General features: G+C 72.6%; 19 protein-coding genes. 4 read left to right on the top strand and 15 right to left on the bottom strand.

Annotation, left to right across the window (positions count from 1 at the left end; genetic code table 11):
- Positions 1-156: 156 nt before the first annotated feature.
- Both ACWEFJ_RS07925 and ACWEFJ_RS07920 read right to left on the bottom strand, forming a co-directional pair.
- Positions 157-2,226, bottom strand: a complete 2,070-nt coding sequence (locus tag ACWEFJ_RS07925; protein ID WP_449713262.1) for a caspase, EACC1-associated type — start codon at positions 2,224-2,226, stop codon at positions 157-159.
- Between the two features lies 1 nt (position 2,227).
- The gene (locus ACWEFJ_RS07920) at positions 2,228-2,587 is read right to left on the bottom strand and encodes a hypothetical protein (protein WP_378092052.1); all 360 of its coding nucleotides are present in this window, start codon (positions 2,585-2,587) and stop codon (positions 2,228-2,230) included.
- A 198-nt stretch (positions 2,588-2,785) separates the two neighbouring features.
- Between ACWEFJ_RS07920 and ACWEFJ_RS07915 the strand changes: the two genes are divergently transcribed.
- Positions 2,786-4,033: an arginine deiminase gene (locus ACWEFJ_RS07915; protein ID WP_378092050.1), complete on the top strand. Its 1,248-nt coding sequence runs from the start codon at positions 2,786-2,788 to the stop codon at positions 4,031-4,033.
- Positions 4,034-4,139: 106 nt separating this feature from the next.
- Entirely contained in the window at positions 4,140-4,700 is a 561-nt protein-coding gene (locus ACWEFJ_RS07910; RefSeq protein ID WP_378092048.1) for a ferritin, read from the top strand.
- A 45-nt stretch (positions 4,701-4,745) separates the two neighbouring features.
- Here ACWEFJ_RS07910 and ACWEFJ_RS07905 read toward each other — a convergent pair whose 3' ends face one another.
- The 4 genes from ACWEFJ_RS07905 to ACWEFJ_RS07890 form a co-directional block, all read right to left on the bottom strand.
- Positions 4,746-5,297, bottom strand: coding sequence for a hypothetical protein (locus ACWEFJ_RS07905; RefSeq protein WP_449713261.1), 552 nt, complete (start codon positions 5,295-5,297; stop codon positions 4,746-4,748).
- 170 nt (positions 5,298-5,467) lie between these two features.
- The gene (locus ACWEFJ_RS07900; RefSeq protein WP_449713260.1) at positions 5,468-5,791 is read right to left on the bottom strand and encodes a DUF952 domain-containing protein; all 324 of its coding nucleotides are present in this window, start codon (positions 5,789-5,791) and stop codon (positions 5,468-5,470) included.
- Positions 5,792-5,852: 61 nt separating this feature from the next.
- Entirely contained in the window at positions 5,853-6,800 is a 948-nt protein-coding gene (locus tag ACWEFJ_RS07895; protein ID WP_378086495.1) for a DUF5926 family protein, read from the bottom strand.
- A gap of 15 nt (positions 6,801-6,815) precedes the next feature.
- Positions 6,816-7,523, bottom strand: a complete 708-nt coding sequence (locus ACWEFJ_RS07890; protein WP_449713259.1) for a glycerophosphodiester phosphodiesterase family protein — start codon at positions 7,521-7,523, stop codon at positions 6,816-6,818.
- 93 nt (positions 7,524-7,616) lie between these two features.
- Here ACWEFJ_RS07890 and ACWEFJ_RS07885 point away from each other — a divergent pair, with 93 nt between their 5' ends.
- Positions 7,617-8,855 carry a cytochrome P450 gene (locus ACWEFJ_RS07885; protein ID WP_449713258.1) on the top strand — a complete coding sequence of 413 codons (1,239 nt, stop codon included), beginning with the start codon at positions 7,617-7,619 and terminating at the stop codon, positions 8,853-8,855.
- A 12-nt stretch (positions 8,856-8,867) separates the two neighbouring features.
- Here ACWEFJ_RS07885 and ACWEFJ_RS07880 read toward each other — a convergent pair whose 3' ends face one another.
- From ACWEFJ_RS07880 to ACWEFJ_RS07840, 9 genes are all read right to left on the bottom strand, one after another.
- Positions 8,868-9,887 (bottom strand): glycerophosphodiester phosphodiesterase, encoded by a 1,020-nt coding sequence (locus ACWEFJ_RS07880; protein WP_378086490.1) that lies wholly within the window; start codon positions 9,885-9,887, stop codon positions 8,868-8,870.
- A gap of 152 nt (positions 9,888-10,039) precedes the next feature.
- Positions 10,040-10,942: a DUF4328 domain-containing protein gene (locus ACWEFJ_RS07875; protein ID WP_378086488.1), complete on the bottom strand. Its 903-nt coding sequence runs from the start codon at positions 10,940-10,942 to the stop codon at positions 10,040-10,042.
- Position 10,943: 1 nt separating this feature from the next.
- A complete protein-coding gene (locus tag ACWEFJ_RS07870; protein WP_378086486.1) occupies positions 10,944-11,282 on the bottom strand; it encodes a rhodanese-like domain-containing protein in 339 nt (112 codons plus the stop codon).
- 106 nt (positions 11,283-11,388) lie between these two features.
- The gene (locus ACWEFJ_RS07865; protein WP_449713257.1) at positions 11,389-12,975 is read right to left on the bottom strand and encodes a solute symporter family protein; all 1,587 of its coding nucleotides are present in this window, start codon (positions 12,973-12,975) and stop codon (positions 11,389-11,391) included.
- Entirely contained in the window at positions 12,972-13,325 is a 354-nt protein-coding gene (locus ACWEFJ_RS07860; protein ID WP_378086482.1) for a DUF485 domain-containing protein, read from the bottom strand. The genes ACWEFJ_RS07865 and ACWEFJ_RS07860 overlap by 4 nt, the downstream gene beginning before the upstream one ends.
- Before the next feature lie 403 nt (positions 13,326-13,728).
- Positions 13,729-15,489, bottom strand: coding sequence for a sodium/solute symporter (locus ACWEFJ_RS07855; RefSeq protein ID WP_378086507.1), 1,761 nt, complete (start codon positions 15,487-15,489; stop codon positions 13,729-13,731).
- A gap of 35 nt (positions 15,490-15,524) precedes the next feature.
- Positions 15,525-15,965 carry a hypothetical protein gene (locus ACWEFJ_RS07850; protein WP_378086480.1) on the bottom strand — a complete coding sequence of 147 codons (441 nt, stop codon included), beginning with the start codon at positions 15,963-15,965 and terminating at the stop codon, positions 15,525-15,527.
- Positions 15,962-16,819: a LytR/AlgR family response regulator transcription factor gene (locus ACWEFJ_RS07845; RefSeq protein ID WP_378086478.1), complete on the bottom strand. Its 858-nt coding sequence runs from the start codon at positions 16,817-16,819 to the stop codon at positions 15,962-15,964. Before ACWEFJ_RS07845 ends, ACWEFJ_RS07850 begins: the two co-directional genes overlap by 4 nt.
- Before the next feature lie 61 nt (positions 16,820-16,880).
- Positions 16,881-17,747, bottom strand: a complete 867-nt coding sequence (locus tag ACWEFJ_RS07840; RefSeq protein WP_378086476.1) for a S49 family peptidase — start codon at positions 17,745-17,747, stop codon at positions 16,881-16,883.
- Between the two features lie 71 nt (positions 17,748-17,818).
- Between ACWEFJ_RS07840 and ACWEFJ_RS07835 the strand changes: the two genes are divergently transcribed.
- On the top strand, positions 17,819-17,986 hold the full coding sequence (locus ACWEFJ_RS07835) for a hypothetical protein (RefSeq protein ID WP_378086474.1): 168 nt from the start codon (positions 17,819-17,821) through the stop codon (positions 17,984-17,986).
- The last annotated feature ends 6 nt before the right edge of the window (positions 17,987-17,992 follow it).

Below are 17,992 nucleotides of genomic sequence, written 5' to 3'. Positions count from 1 at the left end.
TACCGCGCACGCCTGGCCGAACTCCCCACCGTCATCCGCATCGTCACCAACCTCGAGCACTACCGCCAAGGCTGGTGACCTTCTGAATAACGCTCTAGGACTCACGCGTTCTGGAGGTAGGACACGCGCGTTCTGAGGGTAGGACACGCGCGGGGGTCAGCCGATCAGGAGGAAGCGGGAGGTGGTGCGGGCGGCGGCGGTCACGACGGTGCGGGCCACGCCGGCCGAGTCGAGCAGGGCCGGGTCCAGGTCGGCCACGGTCAGGGCGGCGTTCTCGGCGATGCGGTCGGCCGGTTCGGCGAGGGCGGCGGCGAACGCGCGCCAGCCGGCGACCTCCTCGGGGGTGCCGGTGGCGTCGGCCGCGAGGCGCGTGCCCAGCTCGGACAGGCCCACGCCGCCCCCGCGCAGGACGCCCTCGTGGGCGGCGCTGCGCACGGCGCGGACGGCACGTTCCACCTTCGGCAGGTCCGAGGCGGTGGCGCGGATCAGGCCCGCCGCGTTGCCGAGCTGCGAGCGGCCCACGTAGACCAGGGTCTCCCGGGCCCCGACGACGACCTTCTCCGCCTTGCCGAGCGACCGCGTGGACACCGTTTCCAGCAGGTCGACGTCGAAGACCGTGCCGCCGACCGTGTTGCGGAGGCGGTTCAGCCGGTCCTGGTCGGCCACGGTGGCGACGACCGGCCGGTGCTCGCCCAGCCGCAGCAGCTCGGTGAGCGCGCCGTGCGACAGCTCCTCGCACACCACGAGCAGCGCCTCGTCCCGGCCGATGACGGCCGCGAGCCGGTTCCCCAACCCGGCCGCGACCCGGTGCGGCAGGGTGCCGGCCACGAGCAGCACCCAGGGGTCCACCAGCACGGCCTCCTGCCGCACCCGGTCGGTCACGAACAGGCTCGACGCGTAGCCGCTGTCGACGCGCACACCCCGGTTGATCTCGTACTCCAGCGCGAAGCCCTTGCTCTCCTCCACCAGGATCGGGCCGCGCCTGCCGGTCGCCGCCACCACCTGCCCGACGAGCGCGCCGATCTCCGCGCTGCCCGCCGCGGCCGTCGCCAGCGCCGGCACGTCCGCCTGCTCCAGCGGCGTCGCGGCCTCCGCGATCAGCTCGACCGCGCGGGCGGCGGCGGCCGTGACGCCGCGCATCAGCCGCACCGGGTTGTGCCCGTCGCGCATCGCGTCGACCAGGCCGCCGATCGCGCCGCGCGCCACGGCCACCGCCGACGCCGCGCCGTCACCGGCCTCCCGCCGCACCTCCTCCACGAGGTCGCGCACGTAGCCCGCGCCGAGCGAGTCGCGCGGGTCGTCGGGCTGGAACGCGGCCACGATCGCCGACGCGTCCGACAGCTCCACCGGCCGCCGGTCCACGAACACCACGGCCCGCCGGCCCATCGGCCCCAACGTCCGGCACACCGGTTCGGCCGCCGCCCGGAACCCGCGTGCCACCAGCAGCTGCCCGGACGTGTACGACGCGGCGGTCCCCGGCCGGCGATCCCGGGCGCCACCGGCCCGCGCGATCCGCGGCGGCCGCGTCGAACCGTGCGCGAAGTACTGCGGCGTCTGGTCGGGCCGCCTGCCCCGCACCTGCGCCTGCGCGTACTTGAACAGCTCGTCCACGTCGACCCAGCCGTCGCCGTCGAGGTCGGCGTCACCGCCTGCGAGGCCCTGGATCAGCACGTCGGTGAACAGCGACGCGACCGGCGCGTCCAGCGACAGCGAGTCCTGCTCGAACGCGTACTCGTAGGCGTTGGACGCGGTCATCACCACGTACCCGGAGCCCACGTCGTCCAGCACGCTCGTGCCGGCCGCCTTGAACCCCTCTACGAACGCGCCGCTGAAGCAGCAGTCCAGCACCAGGACCCGGCCGGCCGCCCGGCAGTCCTCGAGCTGCTCGTTGAGGAACGACCGCGGGATCGCGGTGCCGGCGGGCCGGTCCTGCACCGTGTTGGTCGCGGCGAAGTACAGCCGGCGCGCGGGCGTGGTCAGGCCGTGGCACGAGAAGTACAGCAGCACCAGGTCGTCGGCCTCGCGCGGCGCGAGCAGCTCCTCGACGGCGCGGCGGATCTCGTGGTCGGCCCGGTCCCGCAGCACCTCCACGCGGGTGAACCCGCCGACGTCGGGGTCCTCCAGCAGGGCGGCGAGCCGTTCCACGTCCTGCTCGGGCGCGCGCAGCCGGCTCAGCCGGACGTCCTCGTACTCGCCGGTGGCGACGAGGAGGGCGTACCGACCCACCTCACCCCTCGCTCTCGCGGTCGCGCAACCACGCCTCCAGCGCCGCCTTCTGCGAGCGGGCGTCCACGCCCTCCACGGTGATCTCGTCGTCGCCGCGCTTGATCGTCACCTTGCGGGCGCCGCCGCGCTGCACGAACGACGTGACGACGGACGCGACCGCGGCGGCCACCGCGGCGGGCAGCGCGCCGTTGAGGACGAGTTCGGCGAGGGACGCGGCCGTGCCGGTCTTGGAGCCCTCCGGCGACGCCGCCGGCGCGGGTCGGGCGTCCACCCTGGCGCCCCTGACCAGCTCCTGCGCCAACTGCGCGGTCGCCGGGGCGGCCCCGCCCGGCGCGTCGATGAACAAGCGTAAGTCCGCCACTGATCCTCCCGGTTAGGACACGATCATCCCGCACCGGGAGCACCGGGCCGGCAGTCCACGTCACGACGCAACGTTCCGGGCACGCATGGTCGCAATGACGCAACGAATCGCTATTCTCAGGCCGTCATACGATCGAGTTTCGCCGGAACAGGCCACTCGGAGCTGCTGAACCGACCGACCTCGGGTTACCCTCGACCCGTGACTGCGCACATCGCCCAGACCGCGTCCCCCCACGGCGTGCCGGCCGCCGCGCCCCGCGTCGACAGCGAGGTCGGCCGCCTGCGCACGGTGCTGCTGCACCGTCCCGGCGCCGAGCTGAAGCGGCTCACGCCGCGCAACAACGACCAGCTCCTGTTCGACGGCGTGCCGTGGGTCGACCGGGCCCAGGAGGAGCACGACGCGTTCGCCGAGCTGCTGCGCGGGCGCGGGGTCGAGGTGCTGCTGCTGGCCGACCTGCTGGTCGAGGCGCTGCACGACGACCGGGCCCGGATCGCGGGCATCCACAGCGCGGTCAACGAGCGGCGGCTGGGCATCGACCTGGCCGACGCGTTGCGCTCGCACCTGGCCTCGATCGACCCGGAGCAGCTCGCCACCGCGCTGATGACCGGCATGACGTTCGAGGAGCTGCCCGCGGCCGAGGGCGCGTCGCTGGTGCGCAAGATGCACCACCCGATCGACTTCGCCGTCGACCCGCTGCCGAACCTGCTGTTCACCCGCGACTCGTCGGTGTGGGTGGGCGACCGGGTCGCGATCACGTCGCTGGCGCTGCCCGCGCGCGACCGGGAGACCGCGCTGACCGACCTGATCTACGCCTACCACCCGCGGTTCCGCGAGACCGGCCGCGCGTACGGCGCGCACTCGGCGCCGGTCGAGGGCGGCGACGTGCTGCTGCTCGCGCCGGGCGTGCTGGCGATCGGCGTCGGCGAGCGGACCACGCCGGCGGGCGCGGAGTCGTTCGCCAGGTCCGCGCTGGCCGACGGCCTGGCGCACACCGTGCTCGCGGTGCCGATCACCCAGGAGCGGGCCACCATGCACCTGGACACGGTGTGCACGATGGTCGACCGGGACGCGGTGGTGATGTACCCGGCGGTGCGGGACAACCTGTTCGCCTTCCCCGTCCGGTCCGACGGCTCGGGCGGCGTCGTGGTGGACGACCGGCGGCCGTTCCTGGAGGCGGCGGCCGAGGCGATGGGCATCGAGAGGCTGCGCGTCATCGACACCGGGCTCGACCCGGTGACCGCCGAACGGGAGCAGTGGGACGACGGCAACAACACCCTCGCCGTCGGACCGGGCCTGGTGGTCGCCTACGAGCGGAACGTGGAGACGAACGCGCGGCTGGAGGACGCGGGCGTCGAGGTGATCCGGATCAGCGGCTCCGAACTGGGCTCCGGCCGCGGCGGCCCGCGCTGCATGTCGTGCCCGATCGACCGCGCGCCGCTGGTCTGAACAATCCGGGAAAGGGTTGCCTCACCTTTCTTCGGCAACCCTTTCCTCAACTTGGCAAGCCTTACCTTTAATGCATTGAACAACACTTCCGGGGTATTCTTCGAGTATGGCTGTCAACTTGAAGAAGATTTCCTCCGCGCGTTCCTCGAAGTTCCACGACCTGCTCCGCGAGCAGGTGCGCAACGAGTTCACGGCCTCGCAGCAGTACGTGGCCATCGCGGTCTGGTTCGACGCCAACGACCTGCCGCGCCTCGCGTCGCACTTCTACAAGCAGGCGCTGGAGGAGCGCAACCACGCGATGATGATCGTGCAGTACCTGATGGACAACGGGCTGCCGGTGGCCATTCCGGGCGTGGACGACGTGCGCAACGACTTCACCGCGCCCCGCGAGCCGGTCGCGCTCGCGCTGGAGCAGGAGAAGAAGGTCACCGAGCAGATCGTCACCCTCGCCAAGACGGCCCGCGACGAGGGCGACTACATCGGCGAGCAGTTCCTCCAGTGGTTCCTCAAGGAGCAGGTGGAGGAGGTCGCCTCGATGAGCACGCTGCTCACCGTGATCGACCGGGCCGAGGGCAACCTGTTCCACGTGGAGAACTTCCTGACCCGCGAGTCGGTGGGCGAGGACGTCGACGGCAGCGCCCCCCGGGCCGCCGGCGGCGCGCTCTGAGCCCCGCGGCGACCGACGCCCGTCACCCGCGCGGTGGCGGGCGTCTCACGTCAGGCAGCCCCGGTCGGTCCGCACCAGGCCGATGCCGGTGAGCGTGTCGCCCGCGTTCTCGAAGAAGAACTTGTACCGGGTCGCCGGGTCCACCTCGCGGGTGAACCCGTGCGGGTACTGCCGCACGTCCGGGTAGACCTCGTGCATGCGCGCCCGCGAGTCGCCGACGCGCAGCCCTTCCGGGGTGCGGACGCCGCCCTCGGCCCGGATCTCCACCGCGACGCCGTCCTGGAGGCCGACCCAGCCCTTCGTGATCTTCAGCTCGCGGATCGGGCAGGAGAACTCGGCCGTGGTCACGTCGCCGCCGACCTCGCCGGTGGCCTCCAACTCCGCCAGGGTCATGCCCAGCCGGACCCGCCCGACGCCGCGCGAGTCCAGCACCGGCGTGCCGTCCGCCCCGACCGTTTCGCTCACCCCGGCCGTGGTCGGCACCGGCCGGGGAGCCACGTCGCACGCGGCCAGCAGCAGCAGCGCCGCCAGGAGCACCCGTCTCAGGCTGGCGCGCGGGCCGGCGGACAGCTCCGGCGACCGGTCGTCAGGCTCCACCGTCACCCCTCCAGCCGGTCGACCCCGGACCCGGCGACCGCGCCCGGGAGGTCGGCCTCCAGTTTCTCCCGGCCGCGCCGCCGCCACCGGCCGACGTGCGCGTTCGCCGACGGAAGCCGGTCGGACCGCGTGGCCGGTCGGAGGGCCCGGTCGGGTCGGAGGCGGTCGGGTCAGAGGACGGGCAACGGCCGGAACGCGCCGTCCGCGTCCGGCGCGAACTCGTGCACGGCGACCACCGCGTCGGCCGGGATCGGCCCGTAGACGTGCGGGAACCACGGACCGTCCTCGGTCTCGCCCGGCTCCCACAGCACGGGCAGGCCCTCCGGGTCGATCACGAGCAGCACGAGGTCGTGCCGGTCGCGGTACAGGCGGTTGGCGGGCAGGTGCACGGTGCCCGGGTCGGAGCAGTGCACGAACCCGTCCGGGTCGAGCGGGATCGCGCCGTCCTCGCGCGCCCTCCGCCAGTCCGCCTTCGCACTGATCCGCAGGATCACGCCGCCTCCTGGGTTGTCCACAGGTCCTGTGGACAAAGCTGGGGATAGCTGTGGACAGCCGCTAGCGGAGGGTGATCTGCCGGCCGCGCAGACCGTCCCGCGCCCGCCGCTCCGCCTCGGTGAGCGGCTCGTCGTCCAGGCTGGTCAGAGCGTCCCGCAAACGCTTGCCCAACGCCTCCGCGCCGGGCGCCCACTCGCTGGAGTGCAGCTCGCGGTCCAGGTCCCACACGGGCACGAGCAGGCCGTGCGCCCGGAACGAGCCCGCGTACCGCGACCCCTCGCCCAGGTCCAGCTCGCCCCGCACGGACAGCCGGGCCAGCGCCGCCAGCAGCGCCTCCTCGGGCTCCGGCCGCACCCAGCGCAGGTGCGCCTTGTCGCCCGCGTCCACCCAGTACGCGGCGTCCACGCCGGGGGCGGTGAGGCGCTCGGTGGGCAGGATCGCGGCGTTCGCGCGTTCCAGGGACAGCGCGACCTCGCCCGCCGGCTCGTTGTCCGGCGGCAGCCACCACGCGAAGTCGGGGTGCAGCTCGGGGCTCAACGTCGCCTCGACGTCGAGCAGGTCCTGCAACCGGCCGGGGTTCGAGCCGTCGTCCGGGCCGACGACGGCGAGCGCGTCACCGGTCTTCGCCCGCAGTGCCCACTGCACGGCACGGGCCAGGTCGCGGCTCAGGTCGCCGGAACGGGTCTGCACCTGGAGGCCCACGAACGCGGTGCCGTCCGCCCGGACCAGGCCCGCCGCCGCCATCGGCAGCACGGTCGCCAGCACGATGTCCCGACCGGAGTCGTCCTTGAGCGGCAGCTTCACCGTCGCCGAGGGCACGAACTCGCGCAGCGCGATCAGCTCGGCCTCGGCGGCCAGGCCCTGGAACGGGCGCGACACGATGACGTCCGCCGCGCCGCCCGCCGAACCGTGGCACGCCTTGTAGCGCTTGCCGGAGCCGCACGGGCACGGCTGCCGCGGGTTCACGCCGTCCGCCGGCTTGGTCTTCACGGCTGTCCGCTTCGCCACCGCGCCTCCTCGGTCTCAGGGCTGGTCGGGCGTCAAGTTATCCGCAAGGTGCCGGCGGGTCTCCTCCGGGTTGTTGGTCGCGAGGAACCGCACGCCCCGCTCCCGGCACAGCGCGATGTCGGCCGGGTCGTCCACCGTCCACGCGTAGACGCCCTCTCCCCGGTCCGGGTGACGCTTGAGCAGGTGAACGCCGGGTCCGGCGAAGTCGGCGAAGCGGGGCCGGGTGCGGGGCCACAGCCGGTCGTAGAGCAGGACCGTCGGCACCTCCGGCCGCAGCTGCTTGAACCGGTGCACGGCGAAGACGGAGAACGACATCATGACCACGTCGACCCGGTGCCGGCCCAGCTCCTCGGCGAGCCGCCGCTCCACCGCGCCCCGGCGCCGGACGGGGTGCTTGGTCTCGACGAACAGCCGCGTGCCGTGGTCGGCCGCGAACCCCAGCAGCGCGGCCAGCGTGAGCACCTCGGCCGGCTCGCCGCCGTGCCAGCTGCCGAAGTCGTGCCGGCGCAGCTCGGCCAGGGTCATCGCGCCGACCGCCCCGGAGCCGCCGCTGGTGCGGTCGATCGTGCGGTCGTGCACGCAGACCAGGTGCCCGTCCCTGGTCAGCCGCACGTCGCACTCCAGCCCGTCCGCGCCCTGGCGCAGGGCCAGCTCGTACGCGGCGAGGGTGTGCTCCGGCCGTCGGGTGGACGCGCCGCGGTGGGCGATGACTTCGGGCGACACGCTGGGCAATGGTCCTGGTGAGGCACGCGGGCGGTCAACCCGACTACGCGATGTCACAGCTCGCTGAATATTTGAAAGAACAACCACACTCGGATGGACGCGAGCCTCGCTCTAGACCTACCGTCCGTCACCGTGGCGTCCTTCGACCAGCACGACCCCGCGTTCATCGCGAACCCCTACCCCGCGTTCGCCGCCCTGCGCGCGGAGGGCGAGGTCCACTGGCACGAGGGGATGGGCGTCGCGGTGGCGGTGTCGCACGCGGCGGCGTCGGCGGTGCTGCGGCACCGGTCGCTCGGCCGGATCTGGAGCGACGCGGAGCCGCTGGACCTGTTCGGGTCGTTCAACCTGCTGCACCGCAACTCGATGCTGGAGAACGAGCCGCCCACGCACACCCGGCTGCGACGGCTGGTGGCCGCCGCGTTCGGCCGCGGCCACGTGGAGCGGCTGCGGCCGTGGATCACCGACCTGGCCGACCGGCTCGTGGACGACCTGGCGGCCGCGATCCGCGCCGACGGCCAGGCCGACCTGCTGGCCCACGTGGCCGCGCCGCTGCCGGTCGAGGTGATCGCGGAGCTGCTCGGCGTGCCCGCCGGGGACCGGCCGCTGCTGCAGCCGTGGTCGAACGCGATCGTGAAGATGTACGAGTACGACCTGGCCGAGGACAAGCGGGCCGCGGCCGAGCGCGCGGCCACCGAGTTCGTCGCCTACCTGCGCGGCCTGGTCGCGCTGCGGCGCGCCTCGCCCGGCGACGACCTGGTGTCCGACCTGGTGGCGGTCACCGACTCGGACGGCGCGAAGCTGACCGAGGACGAGCTGGTGTCGACCGCCGTGCTGCTGCTCATGGCGGGCCACGAGGCCACGGTGAACGTCATCGGCAACGGCGTGCACGCGTTGATGGGGCACCCGGACGAGTGGCGTCGCCTGGTGGCCGACCCGGACCTGCTGCCCACGGCGGTGGAGGAGCTGATCCGCTACGACTCGCCGCTGCAGCTGTTCGAGCGCACCGCGACCGAGCCGGTCACCATCGCCGGGTACCGGGTCGAGCCGGGCGAGAAGATCGCCGCGCTGCTGGGCGCGGCGGCCCGCGACCCGCTGGTGTTCCGCGACCCGGACACCTTCGACCTGTCCCGCGACCCGAACCCGCACCTGGGGTTCGGCATGGGCATCCACTACTGCCTGGGCGCGCCGCTGGCCCGGATCGAGGTGCGGGCCGCGCTGTCCGCGCTGGTCCGCAAGCTGCCGGGCGCGGAACGGGCCGCGGAACCGCGCCGGCGGGCCGAGTTCGTCATCCGGGGCTTGCACGACCTGCCGCTCACGGCTCCCCGCCGGTAGCCGCGGCGGGGCCTACCGCTTGAGCGGGTGCCGCTTCGGCAGCTTGAGCCCGCGGTCGGCCATCACGGTGCGCAGCCGGTCCGGGTAGTCGGTGATGATGCCGTCCACGCCGTCGTCGATGAGCTTGTGCATGGTGGCCGGGTCGTTGACGGTCCACGGGACGACCTTCAGGCCGTGCGCGTGCGCCTCGTCCACCAGGGCCTTGGTGGTGAACGGCACGTAGTCCGGGTCGCCGACCTCCCCGTTCTGCGGGTTGCCGTGGACCGGGGACAGCGCGGACGCGCCGAAGCTCTTGACCGCCTCGACCACGCTGCCGCCGAAGTCGGCCAGGTCGAGCCCGCCGGTCCACGGCGAGCCGGGGCGCAGGAACTCGGGCTGGGTCAGCGCGACCAGCGGCACGCGCGGCTCGACCTCGCGCCACAGCATGAGCGTGCCCCAGTCGAACGACTGGACGGTGACGTTGCGGAGGAAGCCGGACGCGCGGATCTCGCGGGCGGTGACCGCCACGAACTGCTCGCGCGGCGCGGTCTCGTGCGGCGCGGCGGCCTCGACCTTGGTCTCGATGTTGAACTTCACGTCGAACGCGCGGTGGCGGCGGGCCAGGTCGAACACCTCGGCCAGGGTCGGCATCCGCGCGCCCGGCGACAGCTCCTGCTCCGGGTACTGCGACCAGCGGGTCGACCCGCAGTCCAGCGTGCGGACCTGCGCGAACGTCAGGTCCTTCACGTACCGGCCGGCGTAGGGGAACGCCGGGTCGCCGGGGAACGCGGGCGCGGTGTCCAGGCACTTCGCCGGGTTGGTCCGGCGGTCGTGCGTCACGACCTCGCGGCCGTCCTTGGTGATCTGGACGTCCAGTTCGAGGGTCGTCACGCCCAGTTCGAGCGCCTTGCCGAACGCCGCCAGGGTGCTCTCGACCGTCAGCCCGATCCCTCCCCGGTGCGCCTGCAGGTCGAACTGCCGCTTGCCGCCGTGCGCCGCCGCCACGCCGGGGACCAAGACGGAGAGGACCAGAGCTGCCACGAGTGCCCGCATGGGGCCACCGTGGCACGGGGTCGGCCGGGCGCCCAACGACCGCCGGGGGAACGACCGCTGAACAACCGGGGCCGCCGGTCAGCCCGCGACCGGCTCGGGCCGGCACCAGGCGGTCGGCACGCGGACCCGGGCGGACTTCCCGGCCGAACGGGTCAGCGCGGCGAACCCGACGGGCGGACCGGGCGCAGGGCGGGCGCCGGGGCGTCCTTGACGTCCACCACCCGCATGCGGCGGATCGCGCCCGCCTCCACCGGCAGCAGCAGCGTGGTGATGCGGCGGACCACCACCGCCGTCACGATCGCCACGGCGGCGGCCAGCAGGTCGGCCACGGCGTGGAAGAGCACGCCGTCGGCCAGGGCCTGCACCCCGTCGCGGAACCCCCAGGCGAGGGTGAACGCGGCGAACAGGCCGGCGGCCGCCCACAACCCCCACCACCAGCGCAGCAGCTTCGACGGGGCGGGGCGGGTGGTGGCGGGCGCGCGGCACGCGGCGTGCTCCAGCTCGGCCAGGACCGAGCCGGGCACGACGAGGTTGACGCCGGGCACGACGAGGCCGAGCAACACCTCGTGGTCCGACCTCGACGGGCCGTAGCCCGCCTCCGCGGCGGCGGCGTTGCGGGCCCGGCGCAGCCACAGGAGGGTGAAGACGAGGGCCGTCGCGGACGCGACGACCATCACCACCGACGACGCCACGACCATCGCGTCCGACACGCCGACCGTGGTCGCGGACAACGCGCCGTAGCGGCTGAGCAGCAGCAACACGTAACGCCAGATCTCGCTGCCCGCCGCCCACAGGGCGGTCAGCGCGGCCAGGCCCAGCGCGTGCGACGCGGTCCGCGCCACCCGCTGCACCTGGTCGACGGTGTCGGCGGGGCGGTCGTCCGTGGCCACGGACGTGGGCCAGCGCCACGCCAGCAGCGGGAAGCCCCAGCGCGGCGGCACCGGGTACGACGGCGGGCCGGTGTAGCCCCGGCGCGGCGCGCCGGGGCGACGGTGCGGGTAGGCGCCGGGCGGCGGGCTCGCCACCCAGTCCACCCGCAACGGCCGCAGCGCCATGTCAGATGACCTCGGGCTCCGCGCCGTCGACCTCGGCGACCAGCGGCCGGCCCTGGGCGGCCCACACCTGCATCCCGCCGTCGACGTTGGTGGCGTCCCACCCGTTGGCGTTCAGGTACTGCGTGACCCGCGCGGAACGGCCGCCCGCGCGGCACACGACGTAGAACTCGGTGTCGTCGGGCAGTTCGCCGAGCCGGCCCGCCAACTCGCTCATCGGGATGTGCAGGGCGCCGGGCGCGTGGCCGGCCGCCCACTCGTCCGCCTCGCGGACGTCGAGCAGCACCTTGCCCGCCGGCAGTTCCGCCGGCACCCCGGACACTTCAACGCTGGGAACGGTCACGGCTCCATGCTGCCACGGTGGTCATAAGCGGGGGATAAGGAGCACGCCGGCCGCCGTCCCCGGGAGGACGACGACCGGCGTGCGGATCGCGGCGGGCGGACGGCGGCTAGTGCGCGACCGCCTTCTCGGCGCCGACGCCGGTGAGGGCGCGCACCTCCATCTCCGCGTACTTCTCCTTGTCGTGCTCCTTCGACAGGATCGTGCCGAGGTAGCCGAGCAGGAACGCCACCGGGATCGACACGATGCCCGGGTTGGACAGCGGGAACAGGGCGAAGTCGAGGTCCTTGAACATCGAGGTCGGCTTGCCGGACACCGCGGGCGACAGCACGATCAGCGTGATCGTCACGGCGAGGCCACCGTAGATGCTCCACAGCGCGCCCGAGGTGTTGAACCGCTTCCAGAACAGCGAATACAGGATGGTCGGCAGGTTCGCCGACGCCGCCACGGCGAACGCCAGCGCCACCAGGAACGCGATGTTCTGGCCGTTGGCCGCGATGCCGCCGACGATCGACACGATGCCGATCACGATGGCGGTCCTGCGCGCCACCTTGACCTCGGCGTCCTTGTCCTCGACCGCGCCCTTCTTGATGATGTTCGCGTAGATGTCGTGCGCGAACGACGCCGACGCGGTGATCGTCAGGCCGGCCACCACGGCGAGGATCGTGGCGAACGCGACCGCCGCGATCAGGCCCAGCAGCAGCGGACCGCCCAGCGCCTCGGCGAGCAGCGGCGCGGCGGAGTTCGCCCCGCCCGGCGCCGACCGGATCTTGTCCGGGCCCACCAGCGCCGCGGCGCCGTAGCCCAGGACGAGGGTGAACAGGTAGAACAGGCCGATCAGCCAGATCGCCCACACCACCGAGCGGCGCGCTTCCTTCGCGGTCGGCACCGTGTAGAAGCGCATCAGGATGTGCGGCAGGCCGGCCGTGCCCAGCACCAGCGCGAGCGCCAGCGACAGGAAGTCGAGCTTCGACGTGCCGGTCGCGCCGTACTGCAGGCCGGGGCCGAGCAGCTTCTCGCCCGCCTTCGGCGCGTTCTCCACGGCCGAGCCGAGCAGGCCCGACAGGTTCAGGCCGAACTTGGCGAGCACCCACAGCGTCATCACGCCGGCGCCGACGATCAGCAGCACCGCCTTGATGATCTGCACCCAGGTGGTGCCCTTCATGCCGCCGATGAGCACGTAGGCGATCATCAGCGCGCCGACGACCGCGATCACGATCGCCTGGCCGACCTTGCCGGTGATGTTGAGCAGCAGCGCGACGAGGCCGCCCGCGCCCGCCATCTGCGCCAGCAGGTAGAAGAACGACACGGCCATGGTCGACGTCGCCGCCGCGGCGCGCACCGGGCGCTGCCGCATGCGGAAGCTCAGCACGTCGCCCATCGTGTACTTGCCGGTGTTGCGCAGCAGCTCCGCGACCAGCAGCAGCGCGACCAGCCACGCCACCAGGAAGCCGATGGAGTACAGGAAGCCGTCGTAGCCGTTGAGCGCGATCGCGCCCGCGATGCCGAGGAACGACGCGGCGGACAGGTAGTCGCCCGCGATGGCGACACCGTTCTGCGGGCCGGTGAACGCGCGGCCGGCGGCGAGGTAGTCGGCCGCGGTCTTCGTGTTGCGGCTGGCCCGGACGACGACGACCAGGGTTGCCGCGACGAAGATGCCGAAGATGCCGATGTTCAGCAGGGCGTTGCCGTTCACGCTTGACCCCCTTCGAGCTCGTTGCGGATCTTCTCCGCGGTGGGGTCGAGGTTCTTGTTCGCGTGCCGCACGTACAGCGTGGTGATGAGGAACGTGGACACGAACTGCAGCAGGCCGAGGATCAGGCCCACGTTGATGTTGCTGCCGAAGAGCTTGGTCGACATGAAGTCGTGCGCGTAGTCGGCCAGCAGGACGTACAGCAGGTACCAGGCCAGGAAGAGTCCGGCCATGGGGAAGACGAAGCTGCGCAGCCGCCGCCGGAGCTGCCGGAAGTCGGGGCTGTTCTGCACTTCGACCCAGTTGTGGTTGCCCTGGGCGTCGGCTGGGGTGTGCTGCTCAGAGGTGCTCACGGTCCCCTCCTCGCGTACTTGACGACGGTGTGAACGGCACGTAAGTCCTCCTGGTGCGTTCCTGATACGCCGTGCACCGTAGGGAGACCTGGGTCACGCCTGAAAGACCTTTCGTGTGGCGTTGCGCTCAACTGTCGAGTGATGCGATGAGCGGTAGTAATGCTGAGACGAAGTGCCACTCGGGTGATCGAAATCACCGGTAACCGGATCGGTGTGGTTATCTTCACCCGATCGAGACCTAGGTCCACTCTCAGCGATCACGCCTCAGGGCCGAACGGGTACCGCGCAGGTCATGACCGGGTTACCCGTCGCAGGGAGCGCTCCCGGAGGCCGCGAACCGGGCCCGGGACCGCGCCGAGCGCGTGTGAGCGATATCACGAAGCGGTGCCGTCGAGCGGGTGTCTCAGGGCGACGGCGGCGTGTCGCCGCCGCGGCTCCGCTCCGTGACGCGGGCCTTCTCCTCCGCCGTGCCGAACCGCTGCACGTCCCGGTCGCGCATGAACCCCAGCGGGTCCGGGGCGTGCAGCCGCAGCAGGATCTGGTTCACGTCGTCGGGTTTGCGGCGCGCGGTCAGCTTGCTGATCATCACCATGGTCAGGAACGCCGCCGGCACCGTCACCAGCGCCGGCTGCGAGAACACCGTCGGCGCCCAGCCGCCGGTGTAGGAGCTGACCACGGTCACCACCTGCGAGCCGATCACCAGCCCGCCGCCGACGACCAGCCCGGCCACCGCGCCGACCCAGGTCAACCCGCGCCACCAGATCCCCAGCAGCAGCAACGGGCAGAACGTGGACGCCGCCAGCGCGAACGACATCGCCACCGTCAACGACGCGTCCGCGCGCGGCAGCAGCAGCGCCAACCCGATCGCCACCGCGCCCGTCAGCACCGTGGCCCACCGGAAGTCGCGCACCTTGCCCGGCAGGATGTCCGTCGACACCACCCCGGCCACCGACACGAGCAGCCCGGACGACGTGGACAGGAACGCCGCGAACGCGCCCGCCGCCACCACCGCGCCCAGCACCTGCCCCAGCGGGTTCGGCTGCATCGTGGTCGGCAGCAGCAGCACCGCCGCGTCGGTCTTGCCCGTCACCAGCAACTGCGGCAGGTACTGCCGCGAGATCACGCCCAGCACGGTCGGGAACAGGTAGAACAACCCCAGCAGGTACAGCACGTGCAACGCCGTGCGCCGGGCCGCCCGCCCGTCCGGGTTGGTGTAGAACCGCACCAGCACGTGCGGCAGGCCCATCGTGCCCAGGAACGTCGCAAAGATCAGCGAGTACGTCTCGAACAGCCCCGACAGGCCGTCTGTCTGCGGTCGCAGCCAGTCCTCGTTGGACGTCGGCGACCCCTCCACCACGGGCACCGGCGAGCCGGCGGCGAACCGCAGCTCGGTGTCCGCGCCCACCTCGTGCAGGCCGGTCGTCCAGTACACCGGCCCGTCCGCGGGCGAGCCGTTCACCACGCCCGTCGCGGACAGCTCGACCGGCACGTCCACCCGCACCCGGACCGGGTCGACCGTGGTCACCTCGACGTCCTCGGGGAACCGCAGCACGCCCGCGGCGTCCACCGGCTGCGCGCCGTTGTCCGGCCCGGTCAGGAACAACGCGAACAGCACGAACGTCGGCGCGGCGATCGCGAACAGCTTGCCCCAGTACTGGAACGCCTGCACCAGCGTGATCGCGCGCATGCCGCCGCCGAGGACGTTCACCACCACGATCGCGGTCACCAGCACGCCGCCCAGCCACGCGGGCAGGCCCGTGATCGTGTTCAGCGTCAGCCCGGCCGACTGCAACTGCGGCACCAGGTACAGCACGCCGATGCAGATCACGAAGAACGTGCAGAACTTCCGCAGGTTGGACGGGCCGAGCCGGGCCTCGGCGAAGTCGGGCAGCGTGTACGCGCCGGACCGCCGCAGCGGCGCGGCCACGAACAGCATCATCGCCAGGTACCCGGCGGTGAAGCCGATCGGGTACCACAGCGCGTCGATCCCGTCCTTGAGCACCAGCCCGGCCACGCCGAGGAACGACGCGGCGGACAGGTACTCGCCGGAGATCGCCGCGGCGTTGCGGGTGGCGGGCACGGCGCGGCGGGCCACCAGGAAGTCGGGGGTCGTGTTGGCGCGGCGGGAACCCACGTAGCCCAACGAGAACGTCAGCAGCGCCATCACGCCGACGAGCACCAGGCTCCACGGGTTGTCGATCACCGGTCCACCGAACTCACGAAGTCCTGCTCGTGGCTCTCCGCCAGTCTTCGGTACGCGTAGCCCACCCCGTACAGGAGCGGGAACGGCAGCAGCGCCAGCAGCAGCCACGGCAGCCGCACGCCCAGGAACTGCACGTCCGACAACGACGGCACGAGGTAGAACAGCAACGGCAGCGACGCGAGCAGCACCAGCGTGCCGCCGCCGAGCGCCAGGCCGGTCCGCAGCTGGGTCCTGATCAGGTCGCGGATCAGCTTCTCGCCGACGCTGGTCTGCTCCTCCAGCTCGATGATCGTGCGCAGCACCCGCCCGCGCCCGCGCGGGTCCGCCAGGACCACGCGCCGCCGGCGGTTCTTGCGCGCCGACACCGACAGCCAGGCGTCGCGTTCGGCCGGCTGCGGCTGGTCCGGTTGGCCGGGGGGGCCGGAGTGCTTGGTCATCCCCAACTGCTCTTGGGGGGGCGCACGATCCGCTCCTTCAGCTCACGCGTGTGCCGCCGGCTCACCGGCAGCTCCTTCGCCCCCTCGCCCGACCCGATCACCACCGCGTACCCGTTCGACGTCATCCGCAGCTCGGTCACCAGCGGCAGCGCCACCAGGAAGGAGCGGTGGATGCGCACGAAGCCCGCGTTCTCCCAGCGCTCCTCCAGCTGGGCCAGCGGGATGCGCACCAGGTGGCTGGCGCCGTCGTTGGTGTGCAGGCGAGCGTAGTCGCCCTGCGCCTCGACGTAGCGCACGGTGGCCCGCGGCACGAGCTTGATCGTGCCGCCCAGCTCGACCGGGATCACCTCGTCGTCCTGCGGCTCCGCGGCCGGCTCCGGGGTCACCGCCGGGGTCGCGGCGACCCGGTCGACGACCCGCGAGATCGCCTTGTTGACCCGGTCGGCGTTGATCGGCTTGGTGACGAAGTCCAGCGCGCCCACCTCGAAGGCCACCACGGCCTCCGAGTGCTCGACCCCCGTGACGAACACCAACGCCGGCGGCGCGCGGAACGCGCCGAGCACGCGCGCGAGGTCCGTGCCGCTCAACCCCGGCATGTTGATGTCGGCGAACACGGCGTCGACCGGCGGTAGCCCGGCCCGGGTGCGGTCCATCACCTCGACGTCGTAGTCACCCCGGAGGATGCGCAGTGCCTCGGCCGCGTCGAAGGCCGTGAGCACGCGTCGGATGTGCGGGCTGCTTTCGAGCAGGTACTTGATCTCGCTCAGACCGGGTGCCTCGTCGTCCACCGCCAGGACGAGGAGCCCCGAGTGGTCCGCGCGATTGTTCACTGGGGTACTCACTGTGCCGCGCATCTTGCCGACCCGGCGGGGTCGCTGTCTACGCCGGTTGCCGGACGGCCGCGCGGCCGTGACCTCACAAGCCGAATCGCGACCAGCGCGCCCGCTCCTCCAACGCCGCCAACCCGTCCAGCAGGAAGTCGCCCGATCGGGTGGTGGCGCCGGCGAGCCCGAGACGGGCCAGGAGGGGTCGGCGGGGCTCGGCGACCGCGATGTCGGCGTCCGGGTAGCGCTCCGCCACGACGCCGCGCAGCGTGCCCAGCCCGTCGACCAGGCCCAGCTCGACGGCCTTCGCTCCGGTCCACACCTCGCCGTTGAACAGCTCGTCGTCGGTGCCCTTCAGCTTCGCGCCGCGCCGCTGCCTGACCCAGGCGGCGAACTGCTCGTGCAGCTGCGCCTGCAGGCCCTTGAGCCACTCGACGTCCTCGGGCTTCTCCGGGCTGAACGGGTCGAGGCGGACCTTGTTCTCCCCGGCCGTGTGCACGCGCCGCTCGACGCCGTAGCGCTCGATCAGGCCGTTGAGCCCGAACCCGGCGCTGACCACGCCGATCGACCCCACCAGGGACGTGCCGTGGGCGTAGATCTCGTCGGCCGCGCAGGCCAGCCAGTAGCCGCCGGAGGCCGCCAGGTCCTCGCAGAACGCCAGGACCGGCACCTTCTTCTTCGCGGCCAGCTCGCGGATGCGCTCGCCGACCAGCGCCGACTGGGTGGGCGCGCCGCCGGGCGAGTTGATCAGCAGGGCGACCGCGACCAGCCGGTCGTGGTCGAACGCGCGGGTCAGCGCGCTCTCCACGGTCTGCACGTTGATGGTGTTGCGGGCCATCGGCGAGGGCGTCGGGGTGATGACGCCGTGCAGGCGGACGGCGGCCACCACGGGGCCGCGCTCGGTCCGCTCGCTGACGATCTTCGGCAGCCGGGCCGCGATCTTGTCCGTCACGCTCATGCCCCGACCTTACGTGGGCCCGGCGGGGAGTGTGGCCGGGAAGCGGCGGCGCGCGCGGCTACCATCGAGCGGTGACGTTCAACCCGTTCCGGTGGCTCGAACGCTACGTCGAGTGGTGGGACGACCGCGGGCGCAAGAACGCCGACGGCCCGACCGCGATGCACGTCTACTGGATGTGGATGTCGTGGGGCATGTGCGCGGTCATGGTGGTCACGGTCCTGGCGATCGCCGCCGCGTGACCCCCG

The sequence above is a fragment of the Actinosynnema sp. NPDC004786 genome, from assembly GCF_053601135.1.
This window is presented reverse-complemented; position numbering and strand designations above follow the sequence as displayed.

What these genes read in the sequence shown, in the direction of transcription:
- ACWEFJ_RS07910 (WP_378092048.1), top strand. Translation starts at nt 4,140, where the DNA reads ATGGCTGTCAACTTGAAGAAGATTTCCTCCGCGCGTTCCTCGAAGTTC.
- ACWEFJ_RS07885 (WP_449713258.1), top strand. Translation starts at nt 7,617, where the DNA reads ATGGACGCGAGCCTCGCTCTAGACCTACCGTCCGTCACCGTGGCGTCC.
- ACWEFJ_RS07880 (WP_378086490.1), bottom strand. Translation starts at nt 9,887, where the DNA reads ATGCGGGCACTCGTGGCAGCTCTGGTCCTCTCCGTCTTGGTCCCCGGC.
- ACWEFJ_RS07875 (WP_378086488.1), bottom strand. Translation starts at nt 10,942, where the DNA reads ATGGCGCTGCGGCCGTTGCGGGTGGACTGGGTGGCGAGCCCGCCGCCC.
- ACWEFJ_RS07855 (WP_378086507.1), bottom strand. Translation starts at nt 15,489, where the DNA reads ATGGCGCTGCTGACGTTCTCGTTGGGCTACGTGGGTTCCCGCCGCGCC.
- ACWEFJ_RS07850 (WP_378086480.1), bottom strand. Translation starts at nt 15,965, where the DNA reads ATGACCAAGCACTCCGGCCCCCCCGGCCAACCGGACCAGCCGCAGCCG.
- ACWEFJ_RS07845 (WP_378086478.1), bottom strand. Translation starts at nt 16,819, where the DNA reads ATGCGCGGCACAGTGAGTACCCCAGTGAACAATCGCGCGGACCACTCG.
- ACWEFJ_RS07840 (WP_378086476.1), bottom strand. Translation starts at nt 17,747, where the DNA reads ATGAGCGTGACGGACAAGATCGCGGCCCGGCTGCCGAAGATCGTCAGC.